Genomic DNA, 18,767 nt, shown 5'->3' on the forward strand with positions numbered 1-18,767 from the left:
CAAAAAGCGAAATCCAAGAAAAATAGAATCAAAGAAAAAATAGAATCCCAGAAAAAGTAGAATCAAAGAAGCCAGAATCCAAAAACATCAAAACAATCAAAAATAAAACCAAGCCTCAAGCAACCAAGATAAAAAGTCTAAAAACCAAAAGCGCACCAAACACCAACCCAAAAACACACAAACCCCGCCCCAAAGGAGCCGCCAAATGTATGCAGAATCCGCGCTAAGCCTCATCGTGCCGCTATCTGTGATAGCCCTCGTGGTGCTGACAAGGCGCGTGATGCTAAGCCTTCTGCTAGGCATCGTGATTGCTGGCGTGATGATGAGCGATAGCGCGCTTGGGGTGCTCGCGTATGTGTGGATGCGCGTATCTAGCGTATTTTACAGCCACGATGCAGGCAGAATCCACATCGAGCAAAACAGCCTTTATGTCTTTGGATTTTTGCTGATTTTGGGCGTGCTTAGCCAGCTTATGGCATATTCTGGCGGCGTGGGCGCGTTTGTGAGATGGGCTAGAGGGCGGATAAAAACCGCCAAAGGCTCGGAGTTCGTGGCGTTTATCGCTGGCATCGTGATTTTTATCGATGATTATTTCAATGCACTTAGTGTCGGGCAAATCTCCAAATCGCTAAACGACGCCAATGGCTCCACGCGCGAGCGTCTGGCGTATATCATAGATTCTACCGCCGCGCCTATTTGCATCCTCATGCCTATGTCTAGCTGGGGCGCGTATATCATCGGGATTTTGGATAAAAAAGACTTAGCACTAGAATCCGGCGCGCTTTTTACGCTAGTTTCTAGCATTTGGCATAATTATTACGCATGGCTGGCGCTTATGGTGGTGTTTTTTAGCATTTATTGGCAGATATATCTAAAAGCGATGCGCCAAAATGTCAATGTCGGCGTGAAAGATGCGCAAAGCGAGGTGCGCGCGCATTCTGCATCTAGCGTGTGGCTGCTTGTCGCGCCCATTGGGCTTTTGATTTTGGGCGTGCTTGCGATGCTATTTTATAGCGGATATGCCACAAGCCAGAATCCAAACCCCATAATCATGCTGCAAAACACCCAAACCGGATTCTCGCTATTTTGGGGTGGGCTTTTTGCGCTCATCATTAGCGCGCTGCTTTGCGCTAGACATCTAGAGACGGGCTCGATTTTCCCTATCGTGCGCTATGGCATAGGCTCGATGATGCCTGCTATTTTGATTTTGGTGCTGGCGTGGGCGATAGGACCCGCGATAAATGAAGACATGCAGACAGGGCAATATCTAGCCGCGCTCACGCAGGCGCACTTCGCGCAAAATGCGGGGCTGGCGCTGCCGATGATTTTGTTTGTGATATCTGGATTTATCGGATTTGCGACGGGCACTAGCTGGGGGACATTCGCGATAATGCTGCCAATAGCCGCCAGCATGGCTGCCGCGTGTGGCGCAGACTATATGCTAAGCATCTCGGCAGTGCTTGCGGGCGCTGTGTATGGCGACCACGCCTCGCCCATTTCAGACACCACGATACTCTCTGCCACAGGGGCGGGCTGTGATGCGAGGAGTCATTTTATCACGCAGCTGCCTTATGTGAGCTTGGCGGCGGCTGGGGCTTTGGTGGGCTTTGGCGTGGCGGCATTTAGCGGAAGCGTGGCGCTAGGCTGGGTAGCGAGTATCGGCTGTGTGCTAGCAGCGCTCTACTTCCTGCGCGGCAAATACGCCAAACCACAAAGCATAACAAACGCAGAATCTGAATGCGAAAAGTAGTTTTTCTGTTTGTAATTTAGATTCTGGATTTAAGCAAAATAATCCATGAAATTTTGCAAAAATTTATAAATTCTAAATATATTGCTTTGCAGGCGGAGCAACGCTTGCAATATTGGTTGCAATATTCTTTGACTCCGCCTTATGGAAAAGCCCTAAAAATCATACCTTATCCAAGCAAAAGCATGGCTTCTATCAGCGATATTTTGGGGCGTGCCGGCTGTATTGCCATTTGCGCCCGTTCTATACCCGGCTTTTGTTATATCATTGTAGTATTCAAGCTTCGCGCCGATTCGCAAGCCCCCATCAAACCGATATCCCACGCTTCCCGCCACGCTATGCTCTTGGCTTCTGGTGGATTCTGTGTAGCGCGCTAGAATCTGCCATTCAAACTTTTTGCTATAGTGCAAACCGCCCACAAACAAAAATGGCGTAATAGCGTCATTGCCGATGATATCGCTTATCGAGCGCCCTAGCTCATACGCACTCGCCGTCCAAAAATCAAGCGCCACCGGATTCCCAGTAGTCCCTATGCGCGCATTTGCATTGCCAAAGTTTTTATACAGCCCAAGCCCGAAATTATACTGCGCATAATCCACGCGCTCATAGATATACAGCGTCTGCGTGCTTTTGCCCGCCCTATCGCCATAAAAATACTGCCCCACTATGCGATCATCATGGATAGGATTGATAAAATGCAAAATCGTTTGCGAGCGCCAGCCCTCTTGCTCAAAGCCTCGATTGGTATCATAGCGCAGCTGCAATGCTGGCGCTGTGTAGGTGCCGGGCGAAAAATAAATAAAAGGAATGACATCAAGCCCGCCTATGCTATATGTGGCTTTGAATGCGTGGATTCCATAGTTTGCAAACCTTCCGCCATCGGTAAAATACCCGCGCGGCGAGTAAAAATCCACCATCCACTGCCCAGATGCAAACGCCCTGCCATACGAGCTAAACCACCAAAGCTTCAGCGCTTGCGAGTCGCTAAACCTAAACCTAGCCGCAAACTCAAAGCCTTGTGTAAAACCGCTCATATACTCCGCGCCCGACTCATAGCGCCCGCCTTTGAACTGGAAGCTAAACGCGTCATTGGAAAAATCGCCGAGTTTGTAGTCGATGTATGCGTTGTTGATGACATAGAGGCGCCTTTGCTCGCCATATGGGAGATCGCCTTTATAGCCGCTCCAGTTACCCACATACTCGTTATTTACGCTGTCTCTGCCTAGCGGGAATCTACTATCGGTAGAATCCAGCACCAAGCCCCCAGCCGTCACGCTAAGCCCATAGGTCATTTTGTGCTTGGCGTTTTCTTGGGATAGGATATTGCCATCGATGCCAAAGCTACCAATCATTGTCGTAAAGCTATCGGTAGGGTATTTGCCTAGATTCTCATCGATGCCATTATCGACAAAGCCCACTTTACTAAAGCTTTCCAGCCAGCCATTGTATTTGATGTCAAACGCACTTAGTGGCGCAAAAGTCGCGGCTATCAGCGCACAAGCGCTAAGCGCGCGCTTGGCTGGCGTGGCGATAGCGTTTGCATGTGTGGCGCGTTTTGTTGGCGCGGTGTGGCTTGCGTGCTTTGCAAGTTTTGCGTGCGCAGTGTGATTTGTGTGCGCACTAGAATCTAGCGTCTCGCTGTAAGCGGTGTTTGTAGCGGTTTGGCGTGCGTGCGCTGTGTTTGCACTATTTGCACCCTGTAGATTTTTCCCCTGAAAATTCATCATAGCTTGCTCCTTAAAAGCTCTCAAAATTAAGCGTCATTGAGACGCCAAGACACGAATGGATAAAAAACACGAGGCGGATTCTATCATAAAAATCTATCAAACACAATATGTGTTTGCAAAAATTTATGATATTTTTCGCAAAAAGCCAGAATCTTGAAACTAGAAAATTCTATGTGTGTTTATATTAAATATCACTTAAGCAATGGTATATCAACCTAGCACCAAAGGCTTGATAGCAAAATATACCCAATATTAGTTTGAGCTGGTTTGTTTGGAGTTGGGTTTTGTTTGGCGACTTATCAAGGATTTATTTCTATCAAACATTGATAAGCATTGCGCTGGCTTTGGCAAGCAAATCATTAAAAAATCATTGGCGCATCATAAAAATTGCGCTTATAGCTTTCTCACGAAATCGCTTAAAATCACGCGGACATTGCCGCCAAAATTTATTTTTAGCTTGTTTTGTTGCACTTCTAGCACCACGCCAGCGCCAAAGATTTTATGCATCACAGCATCGCCTTTGCGTATAGTGCCGCTGCTACCGCTACTATTTGATGCTTCATTTATGCTATCTTCATCGCTAATTGAAGGCAGAATCTCCGCTTCCCTAGCAAAGCGCGAAAGCCCCAGCGTCTCGCGGTTGCCCTTGTAAAATCTCGATCTGGCATGCGAGACAAAAAGCTTCTCTTTAGCGCGCGTGAAAGCCACATAGCCAAGCCTGCGCTCCTCTTGCATATCGCCCTCTTCGCGCAGCAGTGGGAAAAACCCCTCCTCAAAGCCCACGATAAACACATAATCAAACTCCAAGCCCTTAGAGCTATGCACGCTCATGCAGGTTATGCAATCTTTTGTCTCATCATCTAGGCTAGATGAGAGGCTTAGCTCATTTAGGAAATCATCCAGCGAGCTATGCGGATTTTGCTTCACAAAATCGCGAAAATATCCATAAAATTCCTCGATATTTGCGCGCCTATCGATATCATCTTGCATTGCCTTGCTATCAGCGCGCAGGGCGAGCTTCTCATCAAAGGCATCGATAAAAGACATGGTGCTTTCTTCTAGCTTTTCTTGCAGGCTTTTTATCGTATCAAACAGCGCGCCTAGCTCGCTTTTTTGCGCGCTTGACAAAATAGAGTCAAAATAGCCGCGACTAAAAGCTTCATAAACGCTTAGATTCTCGCCTTTTTCGCCTATTTTTGGCGCAAAAATCTTTTCTTGCGCGACTTTGCCAATACCCCTGCGCGGCACATTTATGATGCGCGAGAGCGAAAAATCATCATCGATATTTATCACTAGCCTAAAATACGCTAGCACATCTTTTATCTCCGCGCGCTCATAGAATCTTGTCGCACCGATTAGCTTATATGGAATCTGCGCGCGGTTTAGCCCCTCTTCGATGCTGCGCGAGAGGGCGTTTAGGCGGAAAAGTATGGCGATTTCTTGCGGTTTGACGCCTTTTGCGATAAGCGCTTTTATCATTGCAGCGATGGTGTTTGCCTCCAAAACTTCATCGGCGCTTGATATCATCTCGACTTCATCGCCCTCACCGCGCGTGCTTTTTAGCTCTTTGCCAAGGCGTTTGTTGTTGTGTGCGATGAGTTTGTTTGCCGCGCGCAAAATCGGCTCTTTGGAGCGGTAGTTTTCTTGAAGCTTGATAGTTTTTGCTCTCTCAAATGTCTTACCAAAGCCCAAAATATAGCCAATATCAGCGCCCCGCCAGCCATAGATGCTTTGGTCATCATCGCCCACGACGCAAAGATTCTCATGCGTGGTGCATAGCTTTTTTAGCAGCTCTACTTGCAAGTGGTTGGTATCTTGGTATTCATCCACCATGATGTATTGATACCTGCTAGAAACTTCAAGCGCTATGTCTCTATGCTCCTCTAGCACGCGATAGCTAAGCAAAAGCAAATCATCAAAATCTAGCATATTTTTCTCTATCAAAAACGCCTCATATTTAGCATAGGCTTTGCTTAGGTCTTTGAAAAGCGGGGTTTTGGCTTCTTTTTGCGCTTGATCGGCAAAAATCATTTTGTTTTTGCAAGAAGAGATGAAGCCTAGAATATTTGCTGGCGTGTAGTTTGCCAAAAGCGCAGAATCTAGTTTTTTGACAATGCGCTTTTGGTCGTCTGTGTCGATTAGCACAAAGTTTGGCTTGCGTCCTAGGTGGTGGATGTAGAGCTTTAGAAACATCAGCCCAAATTTGTGAAAAGTGCATAAAAGTGGCGGGGGGAGATTCTGGTTTTTTAGCATGCTAAGTGCGCGGGTGCGCATTTCATTGGCGGCTTTGTTGGTAAAAGTAAGCGTGAGCGTGGATAGCGGATCGATGCCTACCACATCGATGAGATAGGCTAGGCGCGTGGTGAGGGTTTTGGTTTTGCCACTGCCTGCACCTGCTAGTATCAAAAGCGCGCCATCGATATGCGTGGCTGCCTCTCTTTGAGAAGGGTTTAGAGAATCTAGAATCTCATCCATTATATAGACTCTGTGGCGGTGTCTGGCGGGGTGGCACTATTTAGATTCTGCGCGTTTGTCGCGCTAGCTGGATTCTGCGCGGCGGGATTCTGCGCGCTAGAAATAGAAGTATTTGCGCTATTTTGCGCGCTAGATTCTGCATTGTCCCCATCTAGCAATTCATAAGAATAAATGCGCTGCGTATCTATCTGAAAATCAAAAAACTCCGAGCGAAAATCCGCCAGCGAGATGAAATTATAATTCGTCGCGGCGGCTTTTAGATTCTGCGCGCTTTGGTATAAAAGCCCCAGCGCATAGCGCGCTTCATAAGCAGTTGGCGTCTCCATTTTGGTAAGCTGAAGCAAAAGTGTCGCATCGCTATAGTTCCCAGCCCCCACAGCAGACACAGCGGTGAGAAATCGCGTCCTGCTATCATCCTCTTTAGACTCATCAAGCAGGCTATTATAAATCGCATAAGCCTTCTGGAAGTCTTTCTGATAAATGCTAATCGCGCCAAGCGTTTGCAGCGCACCGCGTGGATTGCCCTCTTTTGTCATGAGGTGGCGCTCGATTATGCGCGCTTGGTTTTGCAAAGAGCCTGTGATAAACCCGGTATATACATAAAGCTCGCGTGGCAGCGCACCGCCATAATATATAGGGCGCAGATCAAGGCTATCTGAACCAAAAAGATTATACATCCCGATACTTATCTCGCGCACACTCTCGCCAAAGCTTTTGGTAAGCACAGCTAGGATATTTATCACGACATCATCGCTATAAATATTTTTTAGCGCGTTTATGTTTTTTAGCATCGCTTCTTTGTCTTTGTTTTTTAGCGCATAGACATACTCTAGCGCGTAGTATATGGGCTCTTTTGTCGTGGCATTTTGTATCCAGCTGTCATCTTGGAGCTTATTATCGATGAGGTAGTTTAAAAAATTGCCGATAAAGGCGTGCTTTGTCTTATCATGCCCTGCTTGTTCGTGCTCATCATCGCTATGAAAGGCTTGCAGCATATCATATACCACGCGCTCGGTGTCTTTGTGGCTAAAGCGCCCGGTAAGCACAGCAAAAATGCCGGATAAAAAGTCGCTTTGATCTAGATAATAAGCGCGGATAAAGTTGCCATACGCATCATCATACTGCCCAAGCTGCGCATAAACAAGCCCTAGGTTGTAGTATAAAATCGCATGATTTGGGTTATTGGCAGTGGCGTTTTTCAAAAAACTAAGCGCGGCGCGCAAATCCTTGCTCTCTAGCTGCACTAGCGTGCGGATGATTTCTCTATCGATTTTTGAAGTGGTAGCGGAGCGCAGGAGGATGTTTTTGCCCTCTGTGATATTTACATGCGCGAAGTTGCTAGCTTGGGATATCTCCTCTAGCGCGCGCTTAGCGTCAAACACGCGATAGGGCGCGAAGTAGAAAAGCATTTTGTATCCAAGCTTGTCTTTGTTCTCAAAATCCCGCTCCCAAAAGGTTTTTTGCGCGATGCTGACATCAAAAAGCTCTGGGTTTATGATGACTTTTATCGGGTAGGTGGTTTTGGCGGCTTGGGAGAGGTTTTTGTTGGATGCGATATAATCAAGACTTTGCGCGGATGCAGTGTAGTTGCCAAGCTTTAGATCAATGATTTGCAGCGCCATTATGGATTCTACATCGCCATTGTGGTCTTGCAAATATCGCATAAGGTAGCTTTTGGCATTGCCATAGTCGCCTTTGCGCGCATACAGCAAGCCTATGGCTTTGTTGTCATCTTTGTTTGCGGCGGCTTTTAGATGTGTTATCGCATTGCTATCATCACCAAAAATCGTAAAAATATGCGCGGCAAGGCGGTTGTTTTGCGGCTCAAAATCCTTGGTGTTGGGATTTAGTAGCGGGCTAAGCGACTCGAAATAATGATCGCCATAATAAGACAAAAGCGCATAAGAGTAGCTATACAGCGGCTCATTTAGAATCTCATTTATGTTGTCATTGGCGATTTGCAAATAATAGCTATGCAAGTCAAAGCGCCCGAGTTTTAGCGCTGAAACTGCCGCATTTATCGCGCTTACAGAGACATTTTGCCCGGTTTGTATAGAATCCCCATAGGCTGCTATAGAGTTCTCATAGAGTTTAGATTTTAGCTCAATGGTGCCTAGGTTGTAGTTGGCTATTGATTGCGAGAAATCCGCGATTTTGCGAAACACTTCATAGGCTTCTTGATGATAGCCTTGATCGTATAAAAGATTGCCTTTTATGATGAGATTATCCACGCTAGAATCCGGCGTATCAGGCGTAGGATCTGGCAATGGCGTGGCTAGCAGTTTTTGGACTTCATCTTGTGAGTGCGCCTCTTCTTTTGGCGCTTCTTTTTTGGCATCGCTTGTTTTGTCATTTGCCTTATCACTTGGCATAAGCGCTAGTATAAGCAGCACCAAAAGTAACACCACAAGCAGCCCAGCCCCTCCCAAAATCCCATAAAAAAGCGGCTTGTTTTGCTTGATTTTATTTAGCGCTTGGCTATCAGGTAGCTTTAGCTTATCGCCTAGCGCGTTTTTTAGTGCATTTTTTATGGGTGAGAGAATCTTGCCTAGCTTGCCAGCAGCGCTATTTGCACCGCCCGCACTATTTGGCGCTTTTTCTTGTGCTTCGTCTTGGATACTATTTATATCTGCCATTTTTTCTTAGCTTTTTTGCATTAGCTTTGCATATTGAGATATGGTTTTAGCACGCGCGGGATTTCTATGCTGCCATCTTTTTGCTGGTAGTTTTCCATGACTGCTACTAGCGTGCGCCCTACAGCGAGTGAAGAGCCATTTAGCGTGTGCGCTAGGATATTTTTGCCATTTTCTTTGTAGCGGATTTTAGCACGCCGCGCTTGAAAATCGCGCGTGTTAGACACCGAGCTTATCTCGCGATAGCAGTTTTGCCCCGGAAGCCACACTTCTATATCTACTGTGTTGCTAGCGCTAAATCCCAAATCCCCGCCACAAAGCTGCACGAGTCGATGCGGCAGCTCTAGCGCGCTTAGGATTCCACTGGCTGTCTCTATCATCTTTTGCTGCATCGCCTCGCTATCCTCTTGGCGCGTGATAGCCACTAGCTCGACTTTGTCAAACTGATGCTCGCGTATGATCCCGCGCGTATCGCGCCCCGCACTGCCCGCTTCTTTGCGAAAGCAAGGAGTCTGCGCGGTGAGGCAGATAGGCAGCTGCTCGGAAGGGATAATCATATCATTATAAAGGTTTGTAAGCGTGATTTCAGAGGTGGAGATGAGGTAGAGCTCGCGGTTTTTTACCTTGTCGGCTTCATCCTCTTCATCTTTGCTACTCCACGCGATTTTAAACATATCAGATTCAAACTTTGGCAGCTGCCCGGTGCCAAAAAGCATATCGCTATTTACGATAGCAGGTGTTACTGCCATCTCAAAGCCAGCTTTTTGGTTGTGATCTAGCATGAAGTTTATGAGTGCGCGCGAAAGCTTAGCGCCCATACCGCGCAGCACCGAGAATCTAGATTTGGCAAGCTTCACGCCCGCGGCGAAATCTATCCAGCCATTGGATTCTGCTAGCTCCCAATGCTGCTTTGGCGCAAAATCAAACGCGCGCGGTGAAAGGATGCGCTTTAGCTCGACATTATCTTTCTCATCCTCGCCCGCTGGTGTGTGAGAATCTGGGATATTTGGGATGGTGTAAAGCAGGCTTTGCATGCTAGATTCTACCTCGCGAAGCTCCGCCTCGCTAGAAGCGATTTTTGCTTTGTTGGCTTCTAGCTTTTCTTTTAGCTCGCTAAGCGCGGATTCTGGCGCTTTTTGCGCGCGCAGTGCGCCAAACTCTTTGGAGGATTTGTTTTGTATTTCTTGCAAGGATTCTAGGGCTTGCTTTTTGGTTTTGTATTCGCTGACTATAGCTTTTAGCGCGGCGAGTTCTTGTTCTTTGACCTTTTTTATCGCAAGCTTTTTTGCTACGCTGTCAAAATCGCTTATAAGGGCTTTGGTGTCTATCATTGCTTTTCCTTTCTATAGAAATTTATCGGCAAAGCTTTATTTAGCACAAGCATAAATAAGCGCAATTTTACCAAAAAATCCTTGAATACACGCAAAGCTTTGCAATTTATTGCGCTATTGCGCTAGATTTTAGCTTGTTTTGAAGGCTTTATTTATCGACACGATTTATATCTCCATGAGATAGTTTCGCCAGCGCGTAGTGGGATGAGCGTTTGCAAATCTTTGTGTTTCGCGCCAGAATCTAGATTGCCAGAATCTAAAACGCCAGCATTTGCCACGCTAGAATCCAAAAATCTAGCTTCTGCTTCGCTGTAGTTTATCTCGCTAGGCATTTGGGTAGCGGCCTTTTCTAGCGTGATGAGTTTTGGCGAGACTTCCCAGCTTTGCGCTTCTTTGTGCCATGAGAGCAGGTCATAATTTTTCATCGCATTGTCGCTGACAAAAGCCTGCAAAGACGCCAGCGCGCCGTGTTTGTCAAAAAGCTCGGCAAGTTGAGGCAGCAGAAGTGGCGCGCTGAAAATCCCCGCCGCACCTTTTTGCAGTTTGGATTCTAGCGTGTGGGGCGCAGAATCCGAGCCAAAACACACTTTGTGATGCGCGCTAAGGGCGAGCTCTAGCAGGGCTTGCGTGTCCGCGGGCGTTTTTAGCGTGGGTTTGCAGAAATGATGCGCGCAGAGATGCCCGCCCACCACGCTATCAAGATCAAGGCTAATGTGATGCAGCGTAAGCGTGGCGTAGAGATTCTCATAATCCTCAAGCAGCGGGATCGTGCGCCTATCGCTCATATGCTCGATGATGATTTTTAGGCGCGGATAGGCACTCGCGATGCGCTTAAACACCTCGCCAAACTTATGCTCGCGCTCCATCATAAACCCGCCGCTTTCGCCATGCACGCACACAATCATCCCAAGCCGCTCAGCGATTGCAAAAATCTCGCGCGTGTGCTTGCTCATGATTTCTTGCACGCCTTGATCGCTATTGGTCGTCGCACCTTTGGGATAAAGCTTCAATAGCCTAAATCCCTGCTCGGCACAGCGCTCAAGCTCCGCGCCACTAAGGCTATCAGTGATATAAAGCGCGCAAAGCGGATCAAAGCGCATATCAAAATGCCGCGCGATGAAAAATCGACTGGATTCCGCGCCAGAATCTATTTTGTCAGAATCCACCTTATACGACTCCAGCGCCTTTTGGATTCTGCGCTTGTAGCTTAGCGCGGATTCTAGCGAAGCTACTGGCGGCGTTAGATTTGGCATGACTACAGCGCTTATGAAGCCTTGCGCGCTATATGGCGCCACCGCGCGCAGCATCGCGCCATCGCGCAAATGCAGGTGCATATCTAGGGGGTTTTTTAGCGTGATTTGCATGGATTCTCCTTTAGTAGATTCGGTATGTGATGTGAAATCGTATGAGCGTGCGCTGTTTGGGGCGCGGATAGTCTTTGAAGGCGATTTCTATGGTTTTTGTCGAGTTTTTATCAAGGATCACAAAGCCAGAAGATAGCAGCAATTTCAAGCCATCAATGTCGCCATTTGGCAGGAGGTAGAACTCCACGGCGTTTTCGCCGGATTGGCGCAGATAGGCTGCGGTTTGGGGGTATTCGAGGTAGCTTTGTGTGATGCGCGCGATTTCTCGGAGGTTGCTAGTGACATAGTCTTTTTCGGCATTGCCTAGATCGCCCCATTCATCGCCATAGAGCTCGTTTATCGCGCGCGAAGTTAGTCTATCTAATCCTTTGTCGTTTTCGCTTGATCTAGCGCGCGGGTTGCTTTGCGCCATGGATTCTAGGGGATTGAAAAGTTTCAAATCTCGTGGGTTATAGGATTCTGCGGGCGAGGGCACGCCAGAATCTGTCTGTGGCTTTGGCATATTTTGCGCTTGCTTTTGGCTTGGCGTGGGGGCGGATTGGTTTGGGATTGGCGGTGTGTATGTGCTTGGCGGGGTTGGCTGGCTTTGTGGCATGGCGAGGCTTGGCTTTGGCGCGCCGGGCGTGTTAGCGTTTTTATCAAGGCTTTGCCCGCGTTTGAGCACTAGCATATTTTCTAGATTGACTTTGTGGAGTTTTGGCGTTTGGTGCGTGATGTAGTCATGAAGCCACCACGCAAAAGCAAGCACAAGCGCGTGCAAAACAAAAGAGAGCGCAAGGCTTATATAAAAGCGGCTAGAAGCGCGCTCATCGCGGAGGCTTAGGCTCGGGCGCGCGTGGCTAGTGTGGCTTGTTGCTTGGCTGGCGTAGTTTGTGTAGCCTGCGTGGTTTGCGTGGTTTGTTTGGCTAGCGCGAGTTGTTTGGTTAGTGTGTGCGGGCGCGCCTAGATTTTTCATTTATTTTCATTTTTTGATGTTTTGTAATGAGTTCCAAAAATCCTCGCCAAACGCTTTTTCATTGGCTATCGTGTTTTGGGTGATTGGTCTTTGTTTTGGTGTTGTGCTTGGCGTGGTTTTTGGCGTGTTTTGTCGCGTGTTTTGCGCGTTGTTTGGCTGGGCGCTTTGCGCGCTTTGCATTTGCTGCAATGCTTGGCTTAGAGGCATATAGCTTGGGGTGGATTCTGCCTCTTTGGCGCGCGCGATTTTATCTAACAGCACATTGCCCTTGTCGCCCAAAAGCACCATGTAGAAAAAGTCTTTGGTCTCAAGGATGATGACTTTGTTTTTGGCATCGATTTGGCTTTGGGAGACGACTTTTATCGCGTCATTTAGGCTCGAGCGGCGCAGAACAAACGCGCGAAGTAGCAGCAACGCAGCGATGATGCCCACAAATCCTATGATATAAATCAGATAATCATCGCTATTGAAGCTGTCTTTTAGATTCTCGGCAAATGCGCCGGTGGTGTTTGGCGCGCCAGCGGTGTTTGCGCCTTTGGCGGCGTTTGTGTTTGCATTTGCGCCGGTCGCGTTTGGCGCGCTTGGGAAACTGCTAGAATCTAGCGCAGCGTGCATCGCATATGAGTTGGCGTATGGATTGGCATTTGCGCTGGTGGCGCTGGCAAATGCGCTGGTGGTAGAGCGCGCACCGGCTTTTGCGCTTAGATTCTGCGCGCTAGAATCTAGATTGGCCAGATTTGATTTGCTAGAATCCACTTTTTTAGATTCTGCACCAGCACCTGCCATACTCGTAGCCCCTGCCACATTTGCAGCCCCTGTTTTGCCCGCGCTCACAGCACTCCCAGCACTTAGATCCTTTTCTAGCATATCTTTTATGGGCGCTGGTTTTATCGTCGTGGGCGCTTGGAGGAGGTTATTTATGATGCCATTATCCGAGGCAAAAAAGCTTAGCCTTATGGTGTTTCTATCTTTGGTAATGCTAGGCTTTATGTAGTGGGCCTTGCGAGAATCCACCATGATGTAGAGATTGCCATTTTTGGAGATGAGCTCTAGCTTTTTGATAGGCGAGGTGGTGAAGGTTTTGCTCCATTTGCTAGGGCTTGAGACGCCAGAGATGATGGTGATTTTTTCATTTTGGATATTTGTCGTGCCCACCTCCCCGCCAAACGCAGAATCCAGCATCAAAAGCACATCTAGCTTGTCTTTGTCCGGATATGTCTGCACCTGCTTTAGCGCGCTAGCTTGCAAGAATCCAAGCCCCGCCACAAAGATACCAAAAACTATGATAAAAGCCCATTTAGCGCGCGCGCAAATCATTTTCTGCTCCAAATCTTACTTCCACAATCTGGCTAAATCATGCCAAACATCAATCATAATTGCTGCTTCTAGCGATGTAATACACAATCGCATTGGAATCCAAAATCTCATTTAAGCGGATAGCGAGGCTGCGCTCATACACCATCACCTCGCCTTTGCCGATGATCCTGCCATTTACAAACACATCGATGCTCTCTCCCGCCGGCTTTTGCAAATCGATAATCGAGCCTTTTTCAAATTTCAAAATCTCTGCCAAAGGGATTTTGGTCGAGCCAAGATCAGCGGTAAAAACCACGCTCATATCAAGCAGTCCGCCATAGTTTTCTATCATATCTTCAAGATAAGTAGCAAGCTCGATTTCCTCTTGCGTGTGGGCTTTTTGTTTGTCTAGTATGGAGTTTGGTCGCTCTGCCATAATGTTCCTTAAAAGTGTTTTTGCGCTTTTTGCGTGCTTCGCGCCTTGGTTTATCGCACCTCTAAAATCTAGCGGGGCTAAAATCTCGGAGTCCTAGAATCTAAAATCCCAGAATCCAGCGCCAGAATCAGAATCTAGTTTTAGATTCTAGCTTTTGGATTCTAGCCTTTAGATTCTAGCGCCAAATCCCAGAATCTACGCGCCCGCCTTGTTTCGCATAAAAATGCTGCAATGCCCCACGCCGCTAAGGCGGAAGTGGATTCCGTGGTTATAGTTTGATATCGTGCGGATGCCTAGAAATTCTGGCGTTGAGATGTTGAAGCTTTTGTTGTGCTCTTGGGCTATGACTTTGGCATGCCCCACGGTGAGGTTTGCCACCTCGCGCGCCATGTCTTCTAGGGATTCTGGCGTGGGATCATCATCGCCCAAAAAATGATGACACATGATTTTCAAAAACGGCTTGTTAAACACCAAAAACACCTCAACGCCGCTTCCCACCATCTCAATCGATGCTAGATAGCCCCTTTTTAGTGGGATGATCGACTCCTCTGGCTCCACACCGATGGACTTTTTGATGACTTCAAAAAAGCTCTCTTTTATAATCTCCATTGCCGCCCTTTTTTTGAGATTTTGCGTATTATATCCAATTTTTCTGATTTTATGCTGGTTTGAAATTGGAACGAGTGGTGCAAAATTCCTGCACGAAACATTGCGCGCACTCTGGCCTAAGCGCCTTGCAAACATATCTGCCAAAAAGCACAAACGCCTGATGCAGCGCAAAAAGCTGCGTTTTAAACGCTTTTGTCAAATCCGCCTCTGTGTCTATCGCGCTTTTGGCGCGACTCACCCCAAGCCTATGCGAGACGCGGAAAACATGCGTATCCACCGCCATCACATTGGCATTAAAAAACTCTATCAAAACGACATTTGCAGTCTTTTGCCCGACACCCGCTAGCGATTTTAGCGCCTCTTGCGTGGTAGGCACCTCGCCGCCAAAATCCGCTAGCACCTGCTGTGCCATCGTCAGCAGATGTCTGGCTTTGTTGTTGAAAAATGACACGCTTTTTATGAGCTCTTTGATGTCATCAAGGTTAGCGTTGGCAAGCGATTTGATATCCGGGTAGCGCGCAAAAAGGGCTGGAGTTACGATATTTACGCGCTTATCAGTGCATTGGGCTGAAAGCATCACGCATACCAAAAGCTCATAAATATTGCGATAGATAAGCTCGGTTTTGGCATGTGGGTAATGCTCTAAAAAGCGCGATTTTATCGTGTCTATTTGCGCTTTGGTGCGCCGGGTGGTGCGGGGTGAATTGGGCTTAGTGGCGAGTTGTGGCGTGCGCTGGGCGGTGGATTTTGATTTTGCGGATTTGGCTTTTTGTTTTGAGGCAATCGAAGTTTTGGATTCTGCCTTTTGCGCGAGCTTAGATTCTGGTTTTGATACAGGATTGGATTTTGTTTTTTTCTTTGTCGTGGTCGCGCGCGCGGATTTGGATTCTGGTGTGGCTTTGGTTTTTGCCCTAGAATCCGCAGAATCTTTTTTGGCTTTTTGCGCGGGTTTTATGCTGTCGCTAGGCATCATATTCCTTTGGCTTTTTATCGTGGTGCGATTTGCGTGTATTATAGATTTTTAAAGCGCGCATTATAGCATTTTTCTACCACTTGCCAAGCCAAAAAGCAGAATCTAGAAAGCCAAAATCGCCAAAATGACAAGCCAAAATCCAGCGCCAAAATCTAAAACGACTCCACCTTGATATGCTTCGCCTCCTCGCTGCGCATCGCGACTAGCGTTTGATTGACCTGCACGGACATGGTGGCTTTTTTGGGCGATATGCAAAGCGGGGTGAGGATAGCGCCTACGATGATGCCAAGTGACTCGAAGCGCTCTTTTGCCGCGTCGCTGCCTAGCGTTATGGATGATATTTTGTAGTCGTGGTTGCATTCGCATTGATCTAGTGTCATTTTATCCCCTATAATGATAATATGTGTTATCATTATAGCACTAATTTGACTGAAAAACATTAAAAATATACACAAATATAAAGCGTGCTTTAAAATTAATGTAAAAATTATCTATTGCCTGCTAAAATCATACATCTTTATGTAAATCTTAAAGTCGTCATTTTTTATAAGGAAGTAAAATGAAACAAGGAGACTTTACCAAGGTAGCCAAATACTACCACAACCGCCCAGCATATAGCGCAATGCTATTGGAAAAGCTGATAAGCTGCATCAATGACAAAAAATTGCCAACAAAAGATTTGAGCGTAGTAGAAGTGGGTGCTGGGACAGGAAAACTAAGCAAAATGCTCTCGAACTTTGGCCTAAAACTAACCGCCATAGAGCCAAATGACAATATGCGCAATGAGGGCATAAACTATACCAAAAATACCTCTATCGTATGGAAAAGCGGAAGCGGAGAAAACACCGGAGTAGAATCTAATGTGGCGGATTGGGTGATTATGGCAAGCTCATTTCACTGGACCGACCCGGCTCAAAGCCTACCAGAATTTGCGCGCATACTAAAAGATGGCGGATATTTCACGGCCATTTGGAATCCGCGCAATATCAAGCCAGATTCTGTATTTTACGAGATAGAAGAAGAGATAAAGCGCATAGTCCCAGAGCTAAACCGCGTTTCTAGTGGAAGCCAAAACACCAAAAAATGGGAAGAAGTGCTTGTTTCTACGGGGGATTTTGAGGATTGCTTTTTTATGGAATGCGACTATATCGAGATGATGGATAAAAGTCGCTATATAGGCGCATGGCATTCGGTAAATGATATTCAAGCGCAAGCTGGAGAAGAGCGCTGGAATCAGATCATGCAAATGATAGAATCTAAAATAAAGGATATGCAAATCATTGAAATCCCTTATAAAATACGCGCTTGGACTGCAAGAAAAGCAAATAGGGCTTAAAACCCCCAATCTAAACTTCAAGGAGAACACGATGAAAAAAATTGTCGAACAACACTGGGACTACACAAAACACGCGAAATTTTACGAGTTTCGCCCTAATTATGCGAATGCTACAATCGATATGCTGATCGCTTGCGTAAGCAAATATGGCGGCATTGGGGGGGGGGGGGGCAAACCTTTAGCACCCAAAAATGCAAATAATGCAGCAAAAAATAGCTTAAGAGTAGCGGACATTGGCGCTGGGACAGGGAATCTAAGCATAATGCTACTTGAGCGAGGATGCGAAGTGGTGGCGGTAGAGCCAAATGATGCTATGAGGGAAATAGGAATCTCGCGCACTAAGGATAAAAATATCAAGTGGGTGCGTGCTACTGGGCTAGAATCTGGCCTAGAGGATAGCGGATTTGACTGGGTGACATTTGGCAGTAGCTTTAATGTGATGGATAGAAGTCAAGCCCTAAAAGAATCTCATCGCTTGCTAAAACCGCAAGGATATTTTTCTTGCATGTGGAATCATAGGGATTTGAATGATCCTATCCAAGAAGTGGCAGAAGAGGTGATATTGGAGCTTGTGCCAAACTACACTAGAGGCGTGCGCAGAGAGGATCAAAGACCTGTGATTGAACAGCACAAAGATTTGTTTGATACTATCATATATATAGAAGAGGATTTTTATTTTCATCAAAATATAGAAACATATATTGCGGCATGGAAGAGTGTAAAAAATCCATATTGGGATCTAGAGACGAGTGAGGGGCAAGAACTTTTTGACAAAATAGCTTATCAAATGCGACATAAACTACCAAGCGAATTTGATATCAAATATACTACAAGATGCTGGAGTGCCAAAGCACGCAATTAAAAGTCTAGCTTGAAAGGCGTGCGCGCTCTGGTTTTTTGCAGTAATGCTTGGGTATATTTGGGTTTGATGGTTTTAAAATCTAAGGAAGCGCATGACCGAAAAATCAAAAAATACTGGCTTAGTCATATGGCTTACAGGGCTAGCAGGAAGTGGCAAAAGCACGATTGGAAGAGCGCTTTATGAGCGACTCAAATCGCAAATATCAAATGTAATATATCTTGATGGCGATGAGTTGCGCGATATTTTGGGCGCGTATGGATATGATAAACATAGTCGCATAGAGGTAGCAAAAAAGCGCTCTGATATCGCTCATTTTTTGGCAGAGCAAGGCATGGTCGTAATTGTCACGACTATATCAATGTTTGATGAGATTTATGCCTATAATAGATCTCGCTTGAAGCGTTATTTTGAGGTTTATATACAATGTGATATGGAAGAGCTATGCGCGCGCGACCAAAAGGGGCTATATAGCAAAGCAATGCAAGGCGAAATAGAAAATGTGGTAGGTGTGGATATAGATTTTGATAAGCCAAATCCGCATTTGATTATCGATAATCGTGCTCAAGACCGGCTTGAGGATAAGGTCGAGCGTGTTTTAAATGCTGTTTATCCTGTGCTAAATAAAAAATAAAATCAACATATTAACAGGAGAATGTATGAAAAAAATATTTAATAAAATTGTCTACAAATGGTCTAACATAAAACAACATTATCTGGAATATGGATTGTTTTTTGTGTTTAAGCTAGGGTTTTGCATAAGATTTCCAAATATTTACTTAAAAATTAAGCCTTATCCAAAATGGGACTTTGCAATTCTTGGAACACACGGCGTTGGGTTTCATGCTTTTTTGTATTTTATTTCGCTTTTAAAAACAGCAAAAAACCAAAATACCACAAATAATATGGTTGCCGGGGGGGGGGGGGGGAAAAAACCTGTAAATTTTTCTTTTGTGCTCCCTATGCCTATGTTTGCGTTTAGAGAAGGGGTTTTTACTACACCGTCAGTCCCAATAAGGGCAAAAA

The 18,767-nt window shown here is 46.3% G+C and carries 16 protein-coding genes; 5 read left to right on the forward strand and 11 right to left on the reverse strand.

The window, feature by feature from the left end:
• The first annotated feature begins 205 nt into the window (after positions 1-205).
• Positions 206-1,750: a Na+/H+ antiporter NhaC family protein gene (locus tag BKN38_RS06595; protein WP_066453382.1), complete on the forward strand. Its 1,545-nt coding sequence runs from the start codon at positions 206-208 to the stop codon at positions 1,748-1,750.
• A gap of 152 nt (positions 1,751-1,902) precedes the next feature.
• Here BKN38_RS06595 and BKN38_RS06600 read toward each other — a convergent pair whose 3' ends face one another.
• The 11 genes from BKN38_RS06600 to BKN38_RS06650 form a co-directional block, all read right to left on the reverse strand.
• Positions 1,903-3,474, reverse strand: a complete 1,572-nt coding sequence (locus BKN38_RS06600; protein ID WP_082942404.1) for an outer membrane family protein — start codon at positions 3,472-3,474, stop codon at positions 1,903-1,905.
• 393 nt (positions 3,475-3,867) lie between these two features.
• Entirely contained in the window at positions 3,868-5,949 is a 2,082-nt protein-coding gene (locus BKN38_RS06605) for an ATP-dependent helicase (RefSeq protein WP_172798588.1), read from the reverse strand.
• On the reverse strand, positions 5,949-8,585 hold the full coding sequence (locus tag BKN38_RS06610) for a tetratricopeptide repeat protein (RefSeq protein WP_066453378.1): 2,637 nt from the start codon (positions 8,583-8,585) through the stop codon (positions 5,949-5,951). Before BKN38_RS06610 ends, BKN38_RS06605 begins: the two co-directional genes overlap by 1 nt.
• A gap of 20 nt (positions 8,586-8,605) precedes the next feature.
• Positions 8,606-9,913, reverse strand: coding sequence for a serine--tRNA ligase (serS, locus tag BKN38_RS06615; RefSeq protein ID WP_066453375.1), 1,308 nt, complete (start codon positions 9,911-9,913; stop codon positions 8,606-8,608).
• Between the two features lie 152 nt (positions 9,914-10,065).
• Positions 10,066-11,277, reverse strand: coding sequence for a dihydroorotase (pyrC, locus tag BKN38_RS06620; RefSeq protein ID WP_066453372.1), 1,212 nt, complete (start codon positions 11,275-11,277; stop codon positions 10,066-10,068).
• 10 nt (positions 11,278-11,287) lie between these two features.
• Positions 11,288-12,232: an energy transducer TonB gene (locus tag BKN38_RS06625; RefSeq protein WP_082942403.1), complete on the reverse strand. Its 945-nt coding sequence runs from the start codon at positions 12,230-12,232 to the stop codon at positions 11,288-11,290.
• Between the two features lie 6 nt (positions 12,233-12,238).
• Positions 12,239-13,549 (reverse strand): hypothetical protein, encoded by a 1,311-nt coding sequence (locus tag BKN38_RS06630; RefSeq protein ID WP_070957744.1) that lies wholly within the window; start codon positions 13,547-13,549, stop codon positions 12,239-12,241.
• Between the two features lie 49 nt (positions 13,550-13,598).
• Positions 13,599-13,964, reverse strand: a complete 366-nt coding sequence (fliN, locus tag BKN38_RS06635) for a flagellar motor switch protein FliN (RefSeq protein WP_066453368.1) — start codon at positions 13,962-13,964, stop codon at positions 13,599-13,601.
• Between the two features lie 195 nt (positions 13,965-14,159).
• Entirely contained in the window at positions 14,160-14,573 is a 414-nt protein-coding gene (locus tag BKN38_RS06640) for a chemotaxis protein CheX (protein ID WP_066453360.1), read from the reverse strand.
• A gap of 49 nt (positions 14,574-14,622) precedes the next feature.
• Complete coding sequence (nth, locus tag BKN38_RS06645) at positions 14,623-15,243, reverse strand: endonuclease III (protein ID WP_066453462.1); 621 nt, start codon at positions 15,241-15,243, stop codon at positions 14,623-14,625.
• 455 nt (positions 15,244-15,698) lie between these two features.
• Entirely contained in the window at positions 15,699-15,926 is a 228-nt protein-coding gene (locus BKN38_RS06650) for a FeoA family protein (protein WP_066453356.1), read from the reverse strand.
• A 179-nt stretch (positions 15,927-16,105) separates the two neighbouring features.
• On the opposite strand from BKN38_RS06650, the gene BKN38_RS06655 reads away from it, so the two are divergent.
• From BKN38_RS06655 to BKN38_RS06670, 4 genes are all read left to right on the forward strand, one after another.
• Complete coding sequence (locus tag BKN38_RS06655; RefSeq protein WP_066453353.1) at positions 16,106-16,882, forward strand: class I SAM-dependent methyltransferase; 777 nt, start codon at positions 16,106-16,108, stop codon at positions 16,880-16,882.
• 31 nt (positions 16,883-16,913) lie between these two features.
• A complete protein-coding gene (locus BKN38_RS06660) occupies positions 16,914-17,744 on the forward strand; it encodes a class I SAM-dependent methyltransferase (protein WP_070957745.1) in 831 nt (276 codons plus the stop codon).
• 91 nt (positions 17,745-17,835) lie between these two features.
• Complete coding sequence (locus tag BKN38_RS06665; RefSeq protein WP_066453325.1) at positions 17,836-18,375, forward strand: adenylyl-sulfate kinase; 540 nt, start codon at positions 17,836-17,838, stop codon at positions 18,373-18,375.
• A gap of 25 nt (positions 18,376-18,400) precedes the next feature.
• A partial coding sequence (locus tag BKN38_RS06670; RefSeq protein WP_143000234.1) for a hypothetical protein occupies positions 18,401-18,767 on the forward strand: 367 nt, incomplete at its 3' end.

The sequence above is a fragment of the Helicobacter sp. CLO-3 genome, from assembly GCF_001854545.1.
In the GTDB taxonomy this organism is placed as follows: domain Bacteria; phylum Campylobacterota; class Campylobacteria; order Campylobacterales; family Helicobacteraceae; genus Helicobacter_B.